Annotated in this window: 12 protein-coding genes; 6 read left to right on the top strand and 6 right to left on the bottom strand. The window is 49.5% G+C overall.

All coding sequences use genetic code 11. From position 1 onward, the window contains the following. Window positions 1-39 precede the first annotated feature (39 nt). From DWZ67_RS02790 to hemW, 6 genes are all read right to left on the bottom strand, one after another. The gene (locus DWZ67_RS02790; protein ID WP_005830102.1) at window positions 40-393 is read right to left on the bottom strand and encodes a hypothetical protein; all 354 of its coding nucleotides are present in this window, start codon (window positions 391-393) and stop codon (window positions 40-42) included. 290 nt (window positions 394-683) lie between these two features. Beyond that, complete coding sequence (locus DWZ67_RS02785; RefSeq protein ID WP_117963326.1) at window positions 684-1,817, bottom strand: DUF4249 domain-containing protein; 1,134 nt, start codon at window positions 1,815-1,817, stop codon at window positions 684-686. Between the two features lie 12 nt (window positions 1,818-1,829). Next, complete coding sequence (locus DWZ67_RS02780) at window positions 1,830-4,559, bottom strand: TonB-dependent receptor domain-containing protein (protein ID WP_243635073.1); 2,730 nt, start codon at window positions 4,557-4,559, stop codon at window positions 1,830-1,832. 2 nt (window positions 4,560-4,561) lie between these two features. After that, window positions 4,562-5,080 carry a DUF4974 domain-containing protein gene (locus tag DWZ67_RS02775; protein WP_117963324.1) on the bottom strand — a complete coding sequence of 173 codons (519 nt, stop codon included), beginning with the start codon at window positions 5,078-5,080 and terminating at the stop codon, window positions 4,562-4,564. A gap of 286 nt (window positions 5,081-5,366) precedes the next feature. Beyond that, complete coding sequence (locus DWZ67_RS02770; RefSeq protein WP_057097576.1) at window positions 5,367-5,912, bottom strand: RNA polymerase sigma-70 factor; 546 nt, start codon at window positions 5,910-5,912, stop codon at window positions 5,367-5,369. A 20-nt stretch (window positions 5,913-5,932) separates the two neighbouring features. Then, window positions 5,933-7,063 (bottom strand): radical SAM family heme chaperone HemW, encoded by a 1,131-nt coding sequence (hemW, locus tag DWZ67_RS02765; RefSeq protein ID WP_009037910.1) that lies wholly within the window; start codon window positions 7,061-7,063, stop codon window positions 5,933-5,935. Window positions 7,064-7,568: 505 nt separating this feature from the next. On the opposite strand from hemW, the gene DWZ67_RS02760 reads away from it, so the two are divergent. The 6 genes from DWZ67_RS02760 to DWZ67_RS02735 all read left to right on the top strand — a co-directional run bounded on the left by DWZ67_RS02760 (window position 7,569) and on the right by DWZ67_RS02735 (window position 18,088). After that, window positions 7,569-8,822, top strand: coding sequence for a DUF2264 domain-containing protein (locus DWZ67_RS02760; protein ID WP_005830116.1), 1,254 nt, complete (start codon window positions 7,569-7,571; stop codon window positions 8,820-8,822). Further along, window positions 8,815-10,146 (top strand): BNR repeat-containing protein, encoded by a 1,332-nt coding sequence (locus DWZ67_RS02755; protein WP_057087279.1) that lies wholly within the window; start codon window positions 8,815-8,817, stop codon window positions 10,144-10,146. The genes DWZ67_RS02760 and DWZ67_RS02755 overlap by 8 nt, the downstream gene beginning before the upstream one ends. Window positions 10,147-10,163: 17 nt before the next feature. Then, window positions 10,164-11,291, top strand: a complete 1,128-nt coding sequence (locus DWZ67_RS02750; RefSeq protein WP_005833269.1) for a glycoside hydrolase family 88 protein — start codon at window positions 10,164-10,166, stop codon at window positions 11,289-11,291. A 110-nt stretch (window positions 11,292-11,401) separates the two neighbouring features. After that, a complete protein-coding gene (locus tag DWZ67_RS02745; protein WP_120138089.1) occupies window positions 11,402-13,342 on the top strand; it encodes a family 43 glycosylhydrolase in 1,941 nt (646 codons plus the stop codon). A 30-nt stretch (window positions 13,343-13,372) separates the two neighbouring features. Then, entirely contained in the window at window positions 13,373-15,319 is a 1,947-nt protein-coding gene (locus tag DWZ67_RS02740) for a glycoside hydrolase family 97 protein (protein ID WP_057252946.1), read from the top strand. Window positions 15,320-15,544: 225 nt separating this feature from the next. After that, entirely contained in the window at window positions 15,545-18,088 is a 2,544-nt protein-coding gene (locus DWZ67_RS02735) for an alpha-L-arabinofuranosidase C-terminal domain-containing protein (RefSeq protein WP_120138088.1), read from the top strand. Window positions 18,089-18,103: the final 15 nt, after the last annotated feature.

Genomic DNA, 18,103 nt, shown 5'->3' with positions numbered 1-18,103 from the left:
TTTATCAAATACTATTTTCGTATTTATCAGAAGCGAAGTTTATTTCACTTCTATACCTTTGTTCTGCAGTGTGACGTTCAATACTCTGGCATAATCAGCATACTGCTTTTCATTCAGAGTCTTTTTCATCAACTTCAGATTACCATAAACTGCATTACGGAGTAACTTCTCCTGATTCTTCTTGGAATTTGTAGCGCGTTCCATCTGTTCTGTAAAATATTCGCAGATGTTTGCCACTTCTTCATGCTGGTTGGAATCCAGATTCAAATACTTGCTCAACTTTGTTATGTTGATGTTACCTTCCCATTTTGCAGTTGTAGGTTGGTTTCCTGCTGCAAATGTTGTAGCAGTCAGGCAGACTGCTGCCACTAATGTTAATCCTAAACGTTTCATAATACCTACTTTTAATTGTTATTCCTAAAAACTAATCTCAATCTAATACCTATTGAAAACTCTCTAAGCGCTTAGCTTTTTCTTTTTACCTATGCAAATATAGGTATATGTTTTATAACACAAAAATGAATACGTGAAAAAGTGTAGTTTATACCTTCATTTCTTGACTTAAATCAATTTTGTAGTGTGAAAATGCTTTGTTTGGATGCTTTTTGTAATACGAATGTAATGTGGGTTAAATGAAATTCAGTTTATTATAATGGATAAAAGGGGTTTTATTAGTCAAAATGTTATCGCCAAACAGTTTCGGGCAATTCTATGATTACTCTGCTTTCCGAGCAGACTCCCACAAAGCCTAATCCGCCTATGACGTTGCAAGGCAGACTGATAGGTTCCATTAAAGCATCGTCGTAATCCCCATCATCCAGGCAGTTTAAGGCTTTCAGGTAGCGGTATTCGGCTTCAGTGATGCTAAGCAGCCGTACGGTGATGGTTTGTTTGCGGGATATATGGTCGTAGTAGTGTCCCTCTACCGGATAATATTCTTGGTAGAGAGGGGTATATACTTTTAATGTGGCATACGAATCACGGAAAGTGTTATCATTGAATATGTTGTATTTGTTATTTATGGTGGGAAACAATTCATTTTCTTCATCATCATAGTTGCCAGGGTGGCCGTCAGTCAGTATAACATCTTCCCGGTTGATGATTTCGTTCTGTCGGGGAGCAAGGATGGTAGTGTCTCTGGGTATGGAGGCCCAATGCCAAGAGCCGTCCTCGTCTTCCACTTTGATGAGGCTGCCGTTTTCATCTTCCAGGTATTCTTTCCATTTGCAATAGTAACTACGGTCATTCCAAATGTCCAGCCGGTAGTAGTTCTTCTCGTTGGGGCGGTCTTGCAATGTAATTTTGTATTGGCGGTAAAGGGTTTGTCCGCTGTACTCGCGCAGGTAGGCCAAGCAAGTGTCCACGTGCAGGCTCTCTATCGGTTGCGGCACGGTGACTTCGGCACTGGCATGGTATTTTCCGTTTTCGGCAGTGGCTTCTAGGCGTATGTTGTCGCCGGGATGCAAAGGGGTGTTGAGGCGAAACAGCTTATACAAGATAGCATCGTATACAAAGATGGCGTCTTCCGGATAATTTTCCGGTGGACCGAAGATTTCCTCCGGTGTCAGTGCTTGAGGAGTTTCAGCAATGCGGTTATTGATAAACAAGGTCAGTGTAGCTTCGTTCAAACGTACTATGCTGCTGCCCTTGCTCAAGTGCAGAAAGACTTCATTAACGTCTTTTCCTGCATCCAGTTGGGCATTCATGATGAGTAGCGGTTGTTGGTTGTCTGGATTGTAAGGAATTTCATTTTCACATGATGCCAACAAGACAATAGCTATTATATATAATAGGTGTAATTTCATTTGGATCTTCATATGCTGATGTGTTTAAAATCTGTAAGTATAGGTAACTGAAGGGATGCAGGGCAGGATGGTCAGTTTTTTGATACTGATTTTCCCTTCCTCTTTATGTTCTATGAATCCTCCATTACCATCCGGTTGGTATAGATAACTGCTTTTCTTGTATTTGCTGTAAACGATGTTCGGATTCATGGCATTGTATGCATTGTAGACGCTGATGTTCCAGGTACGTATGCCATGTTTGGTCTTCTTGTTGAAGTTGACACCTAGGTTCAAACGATGGCTGGCAGGCAGGCGATAGTTGTTGCGTCCGGAGATGTAGCCGGTCTCTTCGATGACTCCATCGGGGCTGACGATAATAGTGGCCCTCTCGGGGATAGTGATACATCCACCGGTATTGAATATCCAGGAAGCTCCTGCATCAATGCGGTCACTGAACTTATGGCTGAGATTGAGGCTGATGCTGTGGCGGCGGTCATATTTGTAGGGGAACCATCGGCCTTGGTTGATGGTACCGTTCTTAAAACGGTGATCGGTCTTGGATAGGGTATATGCCAGCCAGCCGGTAGTCTTGCCCAATGTTTTCTGTACCATCAGTTCCAGACCGAAGGAGCGGCCTTCGCCCATTTCCACTTTTTCTTCCCAGTTGGTAGAGGTGCCGAAGAAGGATACACCGTCTTGATATTCAAGTATGTGTTTCATCTGTTTATAATATCCCTCGACGGAGAACTCCCAACCCGGCAGTCCGGAATAGTAGCCTCCTATGGAGAACTGGTTGGCATACATCGGACTGATGTCTTTGGTAATGGGCACCCAGAGGTCGGTAGGCATAGACAGCGGAGTGGAGGACAGCAGATGCACATACTGTGCCATGCACGTATAGGATGCTTTGGCGGAATATCCTTGTCCGAGGTCATAGCGGGCGGAAAGGCGGGGCTGCAGCGAATAGTAGCTTTTCCCTTGTGTGTGGAACAGCGATGTGCGTACACCTGCATTCAGACTGAGCCTGGCGTTTACATTGAAATTGTCTTCGGCGTAAAGGGAGATTTCTTGTCCGCGCATGGCATGGCTGTTGCTGGTATTGTAAACCGTATCTTCCTGGAGGGCGCCATTATCTATATCTTGTATTTTCGAGGTAGCTATTCCCGGACGGAACGTATGGTGGATGTACTCTGCACCGAACTTGATGTGGTGCTGCGGCATGGGGGTGTAGTCAAAGTCCATACGCGCACTCCAGTCACGGATACCGGAGTTGAACTTGGAGGAGTAATAGTATCTGTCTTGTACTTTATTGGCGACAGTATAGGTATCTTCCATGTTTCCGTCCAGCCCCATCTCATATTTGTTGTATGAGACGGTGGTGTTGCAAAACAGCTTGCTGTTGAATACATAGTTCCAGCGGCCGTAGGCGATGGTGTTTCCCCAATTCAGATGGCTGTTGTCCTTGGAATAATTCTTAATGCTGTTGTCGTAATTGTCACCGTGGTAGTCACTGTCATAATGATAGTGGTCTTTCCCCTTGTAGAAACTGAGGAAGATGCGGCTACGGTCGCTGAACTTATGGTTGACCTTTGCATTGACGTCGTAAAAATAGTAGTTGTATTTGTCGGAATAGGTGTCGTCTTTGTCTACAATGAGATTTTTGAAGAATAGGGTGGGGATGGCTCGTGCGCTGAAACTGAAGGAGGTCCGTTCTTTCCAGATAGGGCCTTCGATATGCAGTTTGTCCGTCAGCAGGCCTATGCTGAATGCGCCGTGGTATTTATGCATGTCCCCGTCGTTGGTCCGTACATCTACTATAGACGAAAGACGCCCGCCGTAGCGGGTAGGAAAAGAACTTTTGAAGAGTGTGGTGTTCTTTACCGCTTCGGGCGTAAAGATGGAGAATACTCCCAGCAGGTGGTCTGCGTTGTAAACAGGAATTCCATCCAGCATAACCAGGTTTTGGTCGGGACCTCCCCCTCGCACATACATGCCTGCAAAACCTTCCATACCGGCTTGCACACCCGGCATCAGCTGAATGGTCTTCAGCAGGTCGGCTTCTCCCAATATGGACGGGGTATGCCTGATTTGTGTCATCGGTATCTCATGCGCTCCCATGGCTGTGCTTTCTATGCCGGCCTCCCGCTTGTCCGAGAGCACTACGACCTCTGCCAGCTGGTTATTGCTGTCCAGCCTGACGTTGAGTAAGGTGTCTTTCGTCAGTTCGAACCGGCTATGCCGGCTTTCGTAGCCCAGGTAGGAGAAAACCAGTTCCGTTTCCCCTTCCGGCAGGGTGAGGGAATAGAAACCGAAAGGATTGGTGGCAGTACCTGTGGAACGACGACTCTCAAGGATATTGGCACCAATCAGCGTCTCGGAAGACGCTCCGTCGGTCACGTATCCGCTGATGGTGAACTTACGGCTAACGGGTTTCTGCGGCACGGGCCGCTTATGGAGTAGAATGTGCTTTCCGGATATTTCGAACGTGATGGGTTCATTTTCAAAGGCACGTTGCAATATCTCACTGATGTTCTTTTGTTTCATCTCCAGTGTGATGCGGTGCGTGAGCTTTACTTCTTCCCCATAGATGAAGGAGAATCCGGTTGCATTTTCCAGTTGCTTCACGAAACTCTCTAAAGTTGCGTTACGGATATTCAGGTTTATACGTGTTTCCTTGTTTTGTGCCTGTGCATGGAGTGAGGCGCTTAAAAGAACCACACACATCAGAAGTACGGTTCTGATGCGGTGGTGCGAACAGATAGTAGAGCTGGTCATTGTCAGTTAAGTTTAGTAGTAAGGATAATAGTGTTGTTTTCTTTTTTATAGGTAAAGTTGCCGGCGTCCTTCAGTAGGTCGAGGATTTCTGTAAGACTCTCCCCTTCGCGGAAGGTGGCTGTCATGTGATAGTTCTTCAGGCTGTCTCCTTCGATACGTATATCGGTACGGAACGTTTCGGAAAGTTGACGGACGATTTCCTGCAAGGGTTGCTGGTCGAATGTCAGTACGCTATGGATTACTTGGGTTTCCTCGGTAGTATGTACGGCTTCTGTGGGAATGGCTTCCTGTTGTGGTGCTACGTATAAGAACTGATAGGCTGCCCAGCTCGTTACACAGAGCAGGACTACGGCTGCGGCACTGGCTGTACGCATCCAGAACCGCTTCATGCTGCGGCGCTTTAGCAAACGGCTTTCCAGCAGCCTCCAGCTGTTCTCTGCCGTAAAGCGTCCTCGTGGGGAACGGGTAGAAGCAACCAGTTTGTTCAGTACCTTGTCGAAATTCTCGTTATTCACTTTCATTTTTGGCAATTTATTAAGAGCCTATGACTCCTTTTCCGTATGTAAAGACAGCTGCTTTTCAGGAATTCCCTATGCCTATATCCTGAAATAATGTTAATCTAAAGCTCTTTGTCCGTGAAAGTCCGTCCTGCCTACGTGTGACTTCCTTGCTTCTCTGTTTCAATCAATAGGGAAAGTCTGCATGAGATGTGCATCTCATGTTGTGCGAAATGTACATCTCATGCAGCTTGAGATGTGCATCTCATACATGCATACGGGGCTTCTTGCGAGGAAGATGAAGCAGAGTTCACTCCGTCAGCAATGCTTCCTTGAGTCTTGTGAGTGCTTTTTGCAGTTGCGCGTCTACTGTCTTTGTGCTGATGTTCAGCTCCTCTGCCACTTGTGCATAGCTTTGTTTCTCTTCGCGCAGGCGGATGAATACTTCACGGCAACGCTCCGGCAGGCGGTCGAGCGCCTTGACATATCGGGCAAACAGTTCTTCGCTGATAAGAGTGTCTTCGGGAGAATCGGCCTGGCCGGAAAGTTCGGGAAGCTGTTCGGACGAGAGTGTAGGGTGTCGGTTCTCTTTTTCCAGGTAATTGAGGGAGGCGTTTTTGGTAAGGATAAAGCAGTAATCCTCTATGTTGTTCACTTCCGGCAACCGGGCGCGTTGTTCCCAAAGCTTCATGAAGACGTCGAGCACAATTTCTTGCGCCCACTCTTCGTGCTTCACGAAATAGCAGGCAATACGGAACAAGCGGTCGTAGCACAGATTGTAGAAACTGTGAAAAGCCCGTTCCGAGTCTTCTTCCTTCATTTGGCGCAAGTAGCGTCTGACTTCTTGTTCGGTCATGCAGTCTCCCGGTTTTGTTGTTATTCAATGAACATCAGGTCACTTATTATACCGTCCGAAACAAAGATGCCTTCCCGGGTCAGGTGCAGGCGGTCTGCCTGCATCTCCAGTTTGTGGCTTTGGAGGTAGGGGGCTGCCATCTTCGTGCAATATTGGCGCAACTCTGTGCCGAAGGCTTCTTCCGTATATGTCAGGGAGACTCCCCACATGGTACGCAGGGAAGTCATGATGTATTCATTGTAACGGGTCACTTTATCCAGGATTTCTGTTTCGGAGGAACGCTGTCCCTCTTCAATGGACTTTATGTATCCTTCCAGAGAAGCTGTGTTCCATTCCCTTGTCTCCGCATTGAAGGAGTGGGCTGAAGGGCCGCAGCCCAAATACGGAATGCCTTTCCAGTAAGCAGTGTTGTGGCGTGAGTACATGCCGGGCTTGCAGAAGTTGGATATTTCGTAATGCTCATACCCCGCGGCTCCCAGGGTGTCCATGAGCGCCGAGAAGAAGCGCACGCTACTCTCTTCATCTACTTCGCTGATACGATGGCTCTGCAGCATTTCGTAGATGCGGGTGCCTTTTTCGTAAGTCAGATGATAAGCGGAGATATGCTCCACATCAAGGCCGACGGCTTGTTGCAGGTCGCGTTCCCACCGTTGGTCTGTTTCATCCGGCAGTCCATAGATAAGGTCGATGCTGATATTCCGGAAGCCGGCTTGGCGGAGGCGGTGTACGGCTGCGATGGCTTGCGCGGCATTGTGCCGGCGGTTCAACAGTTTCAGGGTGGGGGCGTCGAATGTCTGTATCCCCATGCTTATGCGGTTGAAGGGGAGGGTGCGCAGCATGGACACATATTCTTCCGTCAGGTCGTCGGGATTGGCCTCGAGGGTAATTTCTTCGGCATGTTCTGTTCCATACACCTCTTTGATAGTCCGGAATATCTGCTCGAAATCTTCGTGAGCGAGCTGTGAGGGAGTTCCTCCGCCAAAGTAGATGGTCTCTATCGGTTCTTCCTTCAGATAACCCTTGCGGGTTTTCAGTTCAGTGCACAAGGCACGGATGTACTGCTGCTTCAATTCGCTGCGAGTGGTGGAATAGAAATCGCAATAGATACAGCGTGTCTTGCAAAAAGGTATATGAATATAGATGCCTGCCATGGTATGCTTATGGATATTTGTTGCAAAAATAGTCTTTTGGCAGGAGAATATATCGGTTTTCGGGACATTTAATGTAATATGGAAGTAGTCAGTGTCTTGGTGGATATTCTCAGTTTTGTCTGTAATCCGGAAAAATAGAACATTTTTTGAGTCGTATGGAAATTTATTATTCCGAATAAACTCCTTTCCTTTGTTATCAGAAAAAGGAATGGGTGTCTATTAAAATAATGAGTAATATGTTTGAAGGACTTGACTTTTGGTTTGAACAGATTATAGCTTATTGCATTGCCCTCGTACTGGTGCAGTTCATGAAGAAACAAATATAGCGGCAAATACTTTATTCACTTCCGTCGTAGCACGGTTTAATCTTAGGCTTTTTCTTGTGATTTCTGAGCTTTTGGGGTACTAATGACCGATATTTACCCCTTTTTGAAACAATAGTGCCCCCGAAATTACCGGGAATGGGGTAATTTTGCAGTATTGAAAAACAAACTTAAATAATATCATGAGAAAAAGTAACTACTTATGGCTGCTGCTGGTGGCAGTTTTATTGCTGCCCGCTCAGGAAATGGCTGCCAAGAAGAAAAAAGAGAAGGAAGTGACAGACCGCGAACTTTGGGCCGGGGTGTTGTATCAAATGGCTGCTCCGGTACTGAGCAATATGAGTGAAGGGAAGCTCCAGGAAAATATGCAGGTGGAGCTTAGCCCCACTTGGGATGGACGCGACAAACGGGTGACCTATATGGAATGTTTCGGACGTCTGATGGCGGGGTTGGCGCCCTGGCTCTCTTTGCCGGACGATGACACTGCCGAAGGCAAGCAGCGCAGGCAGCTCCGCGAATGGGCATTGAAAAGTTATGCGCAGGCGGTAGACCCGGAAAGTCAGGATTACCTACTTTGGCGGAAAGAGGGACAGCCGCTGGTCGATGCCGCTTATGTTGCTGAAAGCTTCCTGCGAGGATACGATGCTTTGTGGGTGCCTCTGGATAGTTTGACTAAACGGCGTTACATTGAAGAGTTTACCCAGTTGCGCCGTGTGGACCCTCCTTATACCAACTGGCTGCTGTTCTCGTCTACGGTAGAATGTTTCCTGCGCAAGGCTGGTGCTAAGAGTGATGCTTACCGTATTGTCTCCGCTCTGCGCAAGGTGGAAGAGTGGTATGTAGGTGACGGCTTCTATAGCGACGGACCGGGATTTGCCTTTGACTATTACAACAGCTTCGTACTCCATCCCATGTATGTGGAGTGTCTGGAAGTCTTTACGAACAGTGGAAAAAATAAGATATGGAATGCGCCGGATTGCAATTTCCAGCGTGCCCAGAAGCGCATGCAGCGTTTCGGCATGATTCTGGAACGTTTCATCTCTCCCGAGGGGGCCTTCCCCGTATTCGGGCGTTCCATTACCTACCGCACCGGTACCCTCCAACCATTGGCTTTGTTGGCATGGCGTGGATGGTTGCCCAAGGAATTGTCGAACGGACAGGTACGTGCTGCCATGACAGCTGTCATCAACCGTATGTTCGGTGACAACCGGAACTTCAACGAGAAAGGTTTTCTGACATTGGGATTCAATGGTTCCCAGCCTCATATCTCCGACTGGTATACTAACAACGGCAGCCTTTACATGGCTTCCCTGGCATTCTTGCCCCTGGGCTTGCCCGCCGACCATCCGTTCTGGACAGATGCTCCGCAGGCATGGACCTCGAAAAAGGCGTGGGGTGGTGAAGAATTCCCCAAAGACCATGCCTATTATGAGTGAGACTGATTCATTTTTTATAGTATTTATATTAATTGTTTGGGGGATTGGTGGATTTCCGGTGGCACTCTGTGCACAGGGTGCTGCCGGTGTCCTTCCCGAAACGCATCTGGTGGAAGTGGGGAAAGGATACAGCCAGACTTCCGTCAACACTGCCGTATTCCGTAATAATTCGCTGGTGACGCAAGGTGACGAGCAATACATCAGTTACTATGATGCGGAAGGGTTTCTGACTCTTGGAAAACGGAACCTCCATGCCGGACAGTGGACACTGCACCGCACACAGTATAAAGGGAATGTGAAGGATGCCCATAACGTCATCAGCATGATGCTGGACGGTGACGGGTATATTCATGTAGCCTTCGACCATCACGGACAGCCCTTGAACTACTGTCGCAGCATTGCACCCCATTCGCTGGAATTGGGTGAGAAGGAGCCCATGACGGGCGTGGATGAAGGCAATGTAACCTATCCGGAGTTTTATCTGCTGTCCGGAGGCGACCTGCTGTTTGCATACCGTTCCGGTTCTTCCGGCCGGGGCAACCTGGTGATGAACCGCTATTCCTTGAAGGAGAAGAAATGGAGCCGTGTGCAGGATGTACTGATTGATGGCGAGAACAAGCGCAATGCTTACTGGCAGCTATATGTAGATGAGCTTGGAACCATCCATCTGTCGTGGGTCTGGCGCGAGACTTGGCATGTGGAAACCAACCATGACCTATGCTACGCCCGTTCCTTTGACAATGGCGTAACATGGTATAAGGCAAATGGCAAGAAATATGATTTGCCCATCCGTCTGGGTAATGCAGAGTATGCCTGCCGCATTCCTCAGAATTCGGAACTGATAAACCAGACCAGCATGAGTGCCGATGCAGGCGGCAATCCGTACATTGCTTCCTATTGGCGCGACCCGGACAGCGACGTCCCGCAATACCGGATTGTCTGGCATGACGGGCAGATGTGGCACAGCCGCCAGGTCTCCGGGCGTACCACTCCGTTTTCCCTGAAAGGTGGAGGCACGAAGATGATTCCGATGGCCCGTCCGCGCATCGTAGTAGATGGCGGGGAGATATTTTATGTATTCAGGGATGAAGAACGGGGGAGCAAAGTCTCTTTGGCGCACGCTACGGATGTGGCAAACAGTAAGTGGAGCATCAGCGATTTGACCGACTTCACTGTCGGTGCCTGGGAACCGTCTCATGACACGGAATTGTGGAAGAGCAGGAAGCGGCTGCATCTGTTTGTGCAGCATGCCAAGCAAGGAGACGGAGAGCGGGTTGTGGAGTTTGCACCGCAACCGGTATATGTATTGGAAGTGATAAGATAAAAGAACAGTATTAGTATATGAAAACGACATGCTTATTTTTATTGGGTTTGGCTTTTTGCTGGGGACTGTCCTCATGTACCGCTCAGCAGCCGAAACCGGAAGAAGTGATTGAGATTATCAATCGGGTGAACAACTATTGGCAGGAGACCCATCCGCAACATGGGCGCTCTTTCTGGGACAATGCCGCCTATCATACGGGAAACATGGAGGTGTTCTTCCTGACCGGTAATCCGGAATGCTATGCCTATTCCGAGGCGTGGGCAGAACATAATGAATGGAAAGGCGCGAAGAGTGACAACAAGGAAGAGTGGAAGTACAGCTATGGGGAGAGTGATGATTATGTGCTTTTCGGTGATTATCAGATTTGTTTCCAGACTTATGCGGATTTGTATACCGTGAAGCCGGATTCCGGGAAGATAGCCCGTGCGCGCGAAGTGATGGAATACCAGATGAGTACGGACAAGAACGATTATTGGTGGTGGGCGGACGGACTTTACATGGTAATGCCCGTTATGACAAAGATGTACAAGCTGACCGGCAATCCGTTATATCTGGAGAAACTGCATGAATACTGGACCTATGCCAACAGTATCATGTACGATTCGGAGGAAGGCCTATACTATCGCGACGGCAAATATATTTATCCAAAACACAAAAGTGTGAATGGTAAGAAAGACTTCTGGGCACGTGGCGACGGTTGGGTGCTGGCTGCTTTGGCAAAGGTACTGAAAGACCTGCCCGAAACAGACCAATACCGCCAAGAGTACATAGACCGCTTCCAGACGATGGCCAAATCCGTGGCTGCCTGCCAGCAGCCGGAAGGCTACTGGACACGCAGTATGCTCGACCCTGAGCATGCTCCCGGTCCTGAAACCAGCGGTACGGCTTTCTTTACCTATGGTCTGTTATGGGGGATGAACAACGGCTTGCTGGACAAGGCTGCTTATCAACCCGTAGTGATGAAGGCGTGGAATTATCTGACTACTGTAGCCTTGCAGCCCGATGGCCGCATAGGGTATGTACAGCCGATTGGCGAGAAAGCCATTCCCGGACAAGTGGTTGATGCCAACTCTACTGCTAACTTTGGGGTAGGGGCATTTCTGCTGGCAGCTTGTGAGATGGTGCGTTTTTTGAATGCCGACTGATTGGAGAGATTAAATAAGTGTATATGTTACACAACATATACACTTTCTTTGTATTATAATGTATATAGTGTTAATTTTACACCCGTTAAAAGGTTTAATATAAAAAGATTATGATTGTACGGATGAAAAACACTTTCCGGATGTTTTTGGCGGCAATGTTATTGTCGTTGTTTGCACTTCCGGGATATTCCTGGCAAAAATCCTTTCCCGAAAAAGATTATGTAGCTTATTTGTTCACTTATTTCACTGGGAATAGTGGCGATGAAGAGGCTGTGCGCTATGCTGTAAGCATGGACGGTTATACCTACTGGGCATTGAATGATAATGAACCGGTAATCGACTCGAAAGTCATCAGCTCCACCGGGGGAGTCCGCGACCCGCATATCCTTCGTTGTGAGGATGGCAAGACTTTCTATATGGTAGTGACAGATATGGTTTCAGCCAATGGATGGAGTTCCAACCGTGCCATGGTTTTGCTGAAATCTACCGACTTGGTCAACTGGTCCCACTCCGTTATCAATATACAGAAACGTTATTCAGGTCAGGAGGATTTGAAGCGTGTATGGGCTCCGCAGACTATCTACGACCCAGAGGCGGGAAAGTACATGGTGTATTGGTCCATGCTGCATGGTGATGGAGCCGATGTCATATATTATGCTTATGCCAATGCGGAGTTTACGGATTTGGAGGGAGAGCCCAAGCCATTGTTTCTGCCGAAGAATGGGAAATCGTGCATCGATGGAGACATTGTCTATAAGGATGGTGTTTTCCACCTTTTCTATAAGACGGAAGGGCATGGAAACGGCATAAAGGTAGCCACCACCCGTTCCTTGACCTCCGGGGCATGGACGGAAGAACCCGATTACAAGCAACAGACTAAGGAAGCCGTAGAGGGTGCGGGCACTTTCAAACTGATAGGGCAGGATAAGTATATCCTGATGTACGACGTCTATATGAAAGGAAGCTATCAGTTTACGGAAACCACTGACTTGAAGAATTTTAAGGTGATAGACAGCGAGGTGAAGATGAACTTCCATCCCCGTCATGGGACCATTATCCCCATTACCCGCCATGAGCTGTTGCGCATTACCGATGAATGGGGCAAGCCGACAGAACTGGGCGCATTGCCCAACAATCCCGTATTGCCGGGTTTCCATGCCGACCCGGAAATCCTTTATTCCCATCAGACCCAAAAGTATTACATCTATTCTACTACGGACGGACAGCCGGGTTGGGGAGGCTGGTATTTCACCGTATTCTCCTCCACGGATTTGAAGATTTGGCAGGATGAAGGCGTCATGTTGGACTTGAAGTCGGAGCAAGTGCCTTGGGCAGATGGCAATGCTTGGGCGCCTTGCATTGAAGAGAAAAAAGTGGACGGCAAGTATAAATACTTCTTCTATTACAGTGGAAATCCCAAGAATGGCGGTGGCAAGCAGATTGGAGTGGCTACGAGCGATTCTCCTACCGGTCCTTTCACCGATTTGGGACGCCCTATCATTACTGCCTCGCCCGTCGGTGGCGGGCAACAGATTGATGTGGATGTGTTTACAGACCCTGTTTCGGGCAAATCCTATCTTTACTGGGGCAACGGCTACCTGGCAGGTGCCGAGCTGAACGACGATATGGTGTCCATCAAGGAAAATACCGTTACGGTGATGACACCGGCGGGAGGCACCTTGCAGGACTATGCTTTCCGCGAAGCAGCTTATGTCTTTTATCGCAACGGGCTCTACTATTTCATGTGGTCGGTAGACGATACCGGTTCGCCCAATTACCATGTGGCATACGGTACATCCAAGTCGCCGCTCGGTCCTATCGAAGTTGCCAAGCAACCCGTTGTGCTGATTCAGAATCCGGAAAAGGAAATTTACGGTCCGGCACACAACGCTGTATTGCAGATTCCCGGTACAGATGAGTGGAGAATCGTTTACCACCGTATTAATAAATGGTACTTGAAAGATGGCCCCGGCGTTCATCGTGAAGTCTGCATAGACCGGATGGAGTTCAATGAAGACGGAACCATCAGGCCGGTGGTGCCTACCTTTTAATTTAATGATATAACATAATAATTTAATACCATGAAGAATAGATTGAAATTATTGGTTTGGTTGTTTGCCCTCTCAGGTCCGCTGGCAGCACAGAGTGTATCTGTCAATGGTCCGGATGGAAAATTGCAGCTTACGGTATCCTGTCCGTCAGCCAACGGCGAAGTGTCTTACGCCGTCACCTACAATGGAAAGCAAATGCTGGAATCTTCTCCCTTGGGGATGGAGACAAATGTGGGTGATTTCTATAGAGGATTGCAGTTGAAGGAACATAAAGTCACAGCTTTCGATACGGTTTATGAACAATCCCGAATCAAAGCTTCGCACATCCATTACCGGGCAAACGAATTGCTTTGTTCATTCGTCAACGGTGAGGGGAAGAATGTGCAGATAACTTTCCGCGTCAGCAACAATGACGTGGCTTTCCGTTACACCCTGCCGAGGGAGCAGGGAAAAGGAAGCGTCACGGTGAACAGCGAACGGACCGGCTTCCGCTTCCCGTCGCAGACCACCACTTTCCTTTGTCCGCAGAGCGACGCCATGATAGGGTGGAAGCGTACCAAACCCAGTTACGAAGAAGAATATAAGGCAGATGCCCCGATGAACGAACGTTCGGGCTATGGACATGGATATACATTTCCCTGCTTGTTCAAGGTGGGGGATGACGGCTGGGTACTGCTCAGTGAAACCGGAGTGGACAGCCGTTATTGTGGCTCGCGTTTGAGTGATTGGGATAACGGCGTGTATCGCATTGCTTTCCCCATGCCGGAAGAGAACAACGGCAACGGAACGGTGTCACCTGCCTTTTCCCTGCCGGGCTCCACGCCGTGGCGTACTGTGACGGTGGGGGAAACCTTGAAGCCGATTGTGGAAACCACCGTCCCCTGGGATGTAGTGGAACCACGCTATACCACCACCCATGATTACAAGCCGGGCCGTGGCACATGGAGCTGGATTCTCTGGCAGGACGGCAGCATCAACTACGACGACCAGGTGCGCTATGTTGACTTGGCGGCCGCCATGGGATACGAATATGTATTGATTGACAACTGGTGGGACAACAACATCGGTCGCGACCGCATGGAACAGTTTATCAAGTATGCCCGTAGCAAGGGTGTGGAGGTATTCTTGTGGTATAGCTCCAGTGGTTACTGGAACGATATAGAGCAGAGTCCCGTCAACCGGATGGATAACTCCATTGCCCGCAAGCAAGAGATGCGCTGGTTGCAAAGTCTGGGTGTGAAGGGTATCAAAGTAGACTTCTTCGGCGGTGACAAGCAGGAGACCCTGCGTTTGTACGAGGAGATTCTGAGCGATGCCGACGACCACGGTCTGATGGTTATCTTCCACGGCTGTACCTTGCCTCGCGGCTGGGAACGGATGTATCCCAATTACGTAGGCAGCGAGGCGGTGCTGGCTTCCGAGAATCTGGTATTTAGCCAACATTTCTGTGATAACGAGGCCTTCAATGCCACGCTGCACCCTTTCATCCGCAATGCTGTGGGATGCATGGAGTTTGGCGGTGTGTTCCTGAACAAGCGTTTGAACCGCAGCAACGATGGTGGAACTATTCGCCGCACCACGGACATCTTTCAGCTGGCAACGGCAGTGCTGTTTCAAAATCCTATCCAGAACTTCGCCTTGGCACCTAATAACCTGACGGATGCTCCGCAAATCTGCCTCGACTTTATGAAACAAGTGCCCACTACTTGGGACGAGACCCGTTTCATTGACGGCTATCCGGGGAGATATATTGTTCTTGCCCGCCGTCATGGAAACACGTGGTACATAGCCGCTGCCAATGCAACGGTGGAACCGTTGAAACTGAAACTTGACCTTCCTATGCTGGCAGGACAAGAGGTGTCTCTGTATAGTGATGACAAGAAGATGCAGCCTCAATTAAAGCTACAGAGGATAAAGGCTGACGGCTCTCTGCAACTCACGGTTCAGCCGCAGGGAGGGGCGGTAATCGTGGAATAAAGAAGGCATGGAGCAATCCTTGTTTTATAATGATATATCATAACGGATTACTCCTTTTGCAAATCTTTGATTATCAGAGGTCTATAATTGTCCTGATTCAGTCGTATACTGAATGGCATTCACTATACGACTGAACCCTATTCACTATACGACTGAATGGCATTCAGAATACGGCTGATTGTGACTATCGAACTAAATGTAAATGATTAATACCGACTTAATACCATGAATGGATTCTTGAAATTATTGTCCTTGTGTCTGTTCTTGACACTGACCGTTCCTTTGCAGGCTATAACGAATGGAGTGGCGAATGAACCCGATTCAGTCTATCTCTTTTCCTACTCCCATGCCGACGGCAGTGGCGGTCTGAAACTAGCCTGGAGTCCCAATGGCAACCGATGGTTCAGCGTGGCAGAGGGCAGCTCCTTTGTCAACTCGGACTTCGGCCCCTGGGGGCAAATGAAGCGGATGCTGAAACCGCACTTGATGCAGACCCGTGCCGACGACCGTTGGCACTGTATCTGGGAACTGACGGAAAGCGGAAACTCCCTTGCATACGTCGAGTCTCCCGACTTGCTGCAATGGAAAGCGCAGAAATACTTTGACCGTTCTCGCCTTGCCGAATACCGGCCGGCGGAGGTCTATCCTAACGTGCGGAAGGAGGTTCTGCTGAACGGTACCGTACAGCAGGGTTGGATGCAGCGTGTACCGTATGCAACGGTGCAGCGTGTCATCTCCTTTGCAGAGCATAAGAAGTACCGCCAGGCACTCCATGCCGAACGTACCGAGCAAGACCCCGTACGTTTTGCCGGACTGAAACCGGTGGAGGCGACTATCGAAGTGGAGACGGAATGTGCAAAACCCATCAGCAAGCATCTGATAGGTATTTTCTTCGAAGACATCAACTATGCTGCGGATGGAGGACTGTATGCCGAGCTGGTACAGAACCGCGACTTCGAGTATTCGTCTAAGGACGGTTCACACCAAGGTTGGGACGGCACATATGCCTGGGCGGTGAAAGAGGGCGATGCTGCGGCTGCCGTTACCATTGCCGCTGCCGACCCCATTCATCCCAATAACCCTCATTATGCCGTATTGGAGGCGCGTCCCGGAGTGACATTGCAGAACGACGGTTTCGACGGCATCAGCTTGAAGAAAGGGGAGAAGTACGATTTCTCTCTCTTCGCCCGCGTGGCACCGGGCAGCAAGGGAGGCAAGGTGGTTGTTTGCCTGCTCGACCAGACGGGCCGTGAGATTGCCCGCTCTTCCGTCAATGTGTCCTCCAAAGAGTGGAAGAAACAGCAGACGGTGCTGACGGCAAACGCCGATGTGCGTGCCGCCGTGCTCTCGCTTCAGCCGCAGACGGTGGGGACACTGCATCTCGATATGATTTCCCTTTTTCCGCAAAATACATTCAAGGGCCATAAGAACGGCTTGCGTGCCGACCTGGCGCAGACGCTTGCCGACCTGCATCCACGCTTCGTCCGCTTCCCCGGCGGCTGCGTGGCTCATGGCGACGGCATCGACAATATCTATGACTGGAAAGGCTCTATCGGCCCGCTCGAGGCTCGTAAGCCGTTGCGCAATCTGTGGGGGTATCATCAGACACGCGGACTGGGCTACTTCGAGTACTTCCGCTTCTGCGAAGATATAGGTGCCGAACCTCTGCCAGTATTGGCAGCGGGCGTGCCGTGCCAGAATTCGGGCACACACTCGCACTATGCCGACAACTGTCCGCAGGGGGCCAACAAGGAACTGATGCGCTACGGCCAGCAGGGTGGCATCCCGATGGAAGAGATGCCTGCCTATATCCAGGATGTGCTCGACCTGATAGAGTATGCCAACGGCGATGCACGCCGCACCGTGTGGGGCAGGAAGCGTGCTGAGGCAGGCCATCCCAAGCCTTTCAATCTGAAGTATATCGGCATCGGCAACGAGGATATGATTACCGAAGTGTTTGAGGAGCGCTTTGCCATGATATACAAGGCTGTCAGGGAGAAGCATCCCGAAATTACGGTTGTCGGCACTGTAGGTCCCTTCTACGAAGGCACGGACTATGCGGAGGGCTGGCGCCTTGCCACGGAACTGGGCGTGCCCATGGTGGACGAACACTATTACGTGGATCCGGGCTGGATGATTCACAACCAGGACTACTACGACCGTTATGACCGTACCAAGTCCAAGGTCTATCTGGGCGAATATGCCGCCCACCTGCCCGGACGTCCCAACAACATAGAGACAGCGTTGGCAGAAGCTCTCTATCTGACTTCGGTGGAACGTAATGCCGATGTGGTGGAGATGACCTCGTACGCCCCGTTGCTGGCGAAGGAAGGCCATACGCAGTGGAATCCCGACTTGATTTATTTCAATAACACGGAAGTGAAGCCTACCGTGGGCTACTACACACAGCAGATGTACGGACAGAATGCGGGTACGCAGTACATCACCTCGCACGTCACACTGAATAATGGGCAAGAGGCTGTCCGTAAGCGCGTCGGTGTTTCGGTGGTAAAGGATGAGGCCACGGGTGACCATATTGTAAAGCTGGTGAACCTGCTTCCGGTGGAGGTTTCCTCTACAGTGAAGCTGAAGGGCATCGACTTGCAGAATCCCTCGGCAGTGAAGACGCTCCTGACGGGTGACCCGAAAGACAAGCAGGCACGTTCCGTGACTTCCGCCTTCGTCGACATCGGCGGTACGGAGTTTCCTTATACCTTGCCTGCCTATTCGTTTACGGTGATACGTATCCATGAGAATAAGGGGAAATAAGGATAAATCCGTGTA

Source organism: Bacteroides sp. AF34-31BH (genome assembly GCF_003602795.1).
Taxonomy (GTDB): domain Bacteria; phylum Bacteroidota; class Bacteroidia; order Bacteroidales; family Bacteroidaceae; genus Bacteroides; species Bacteroides uniformis.
This window is presented reverse-complemented; position numbering and strand designations above follow the sequence as displayed.

Bases quoted from the DNA above. Each gene is read 5' to 3' on its own strand.
- DWZ67_RS02785 (WP_117963326.1), bottom strand. From the start codon at position 1,817: ATGAAGATCCAAATGAAATTACACCTATTATATATAATAGCTATTGTC.
- DWZ67_RS02780 (WP_243635073.1), bottom strand. From the start codon at position 4,559: ATGACCAGCTCTACTATCTGTTCGCACCACCGCATCAGAACCGTACTT.
- DWZ67_RS02790 (WP_005830102.1), bottom strand. From the start codon at position 393: ATGAAACGTTTAGGATTAACATTAGTGGCAGCAGTCTGCCTGACTGCT.
- DWZ67_RS02735 (WP_120138088.1), top strand. From the start codon at position 15,545: ATGAATGGATTCTTGAAATTATTGTCCTTGTGTCTGTTCTTGACACTG.
- DWZ67_RS02775 (WP_117963324.1), bottom strand. From the start codon at position 5,080: ATGAAAGTGAATAACGAGAATTTCGACAAGGTACTGAACAAACTGGTT.
- DWZ67_RS02770 (WP_057097576.1), bottom strand. From the start codon at position 5,912: ATGACCGAACAAGAAGTCAGACGCTACTTGCGCCAAATGAAGGAAGAA.
- hemW (WP_009037910.1), bottom strand. From the start codon at position 7,063: ATGGCAGGCATCTATATTCATATACCTTTTTGCAAGACACGCTGTATC.
- DWZ67_RS02750 (WP_005833269.1), top strand. From the start codon at position 10,164: ATGAAAACGACATGCTTATTTTTATTGGGTTTGGCTTTTTGCTGGGGA.
- DWZ67_RS02755 (WP_057087279.1), top strand. From the start codon at position 8,815: ATGAGTGAGACTGATTCATTTTTTATAGTATTTATATTAATTGTTTGG.
- DWZ67_RS02760 (WP_005830116.1), top strand. From the start codon at position 7,569: ATGAGAAAAAGTAACTACTTATGGCTGCTGCTGGTGGCAGTTTTATTG.
- DWZ67_RS02745 (WP_120138089.1), top strand. From the start codon at position 11,402: ATGATTGTACGGATGAAAAACACTTTCCGGATGTTTTTGGCGGCAATG.
- DWZ67_RS02740 (WP_057252946.1), top strand. From the start codon at position 13,373: ATGAAGAATAGATTGAAATTATTGGTTTGGTTGTTTGCCCTCTCAGGT.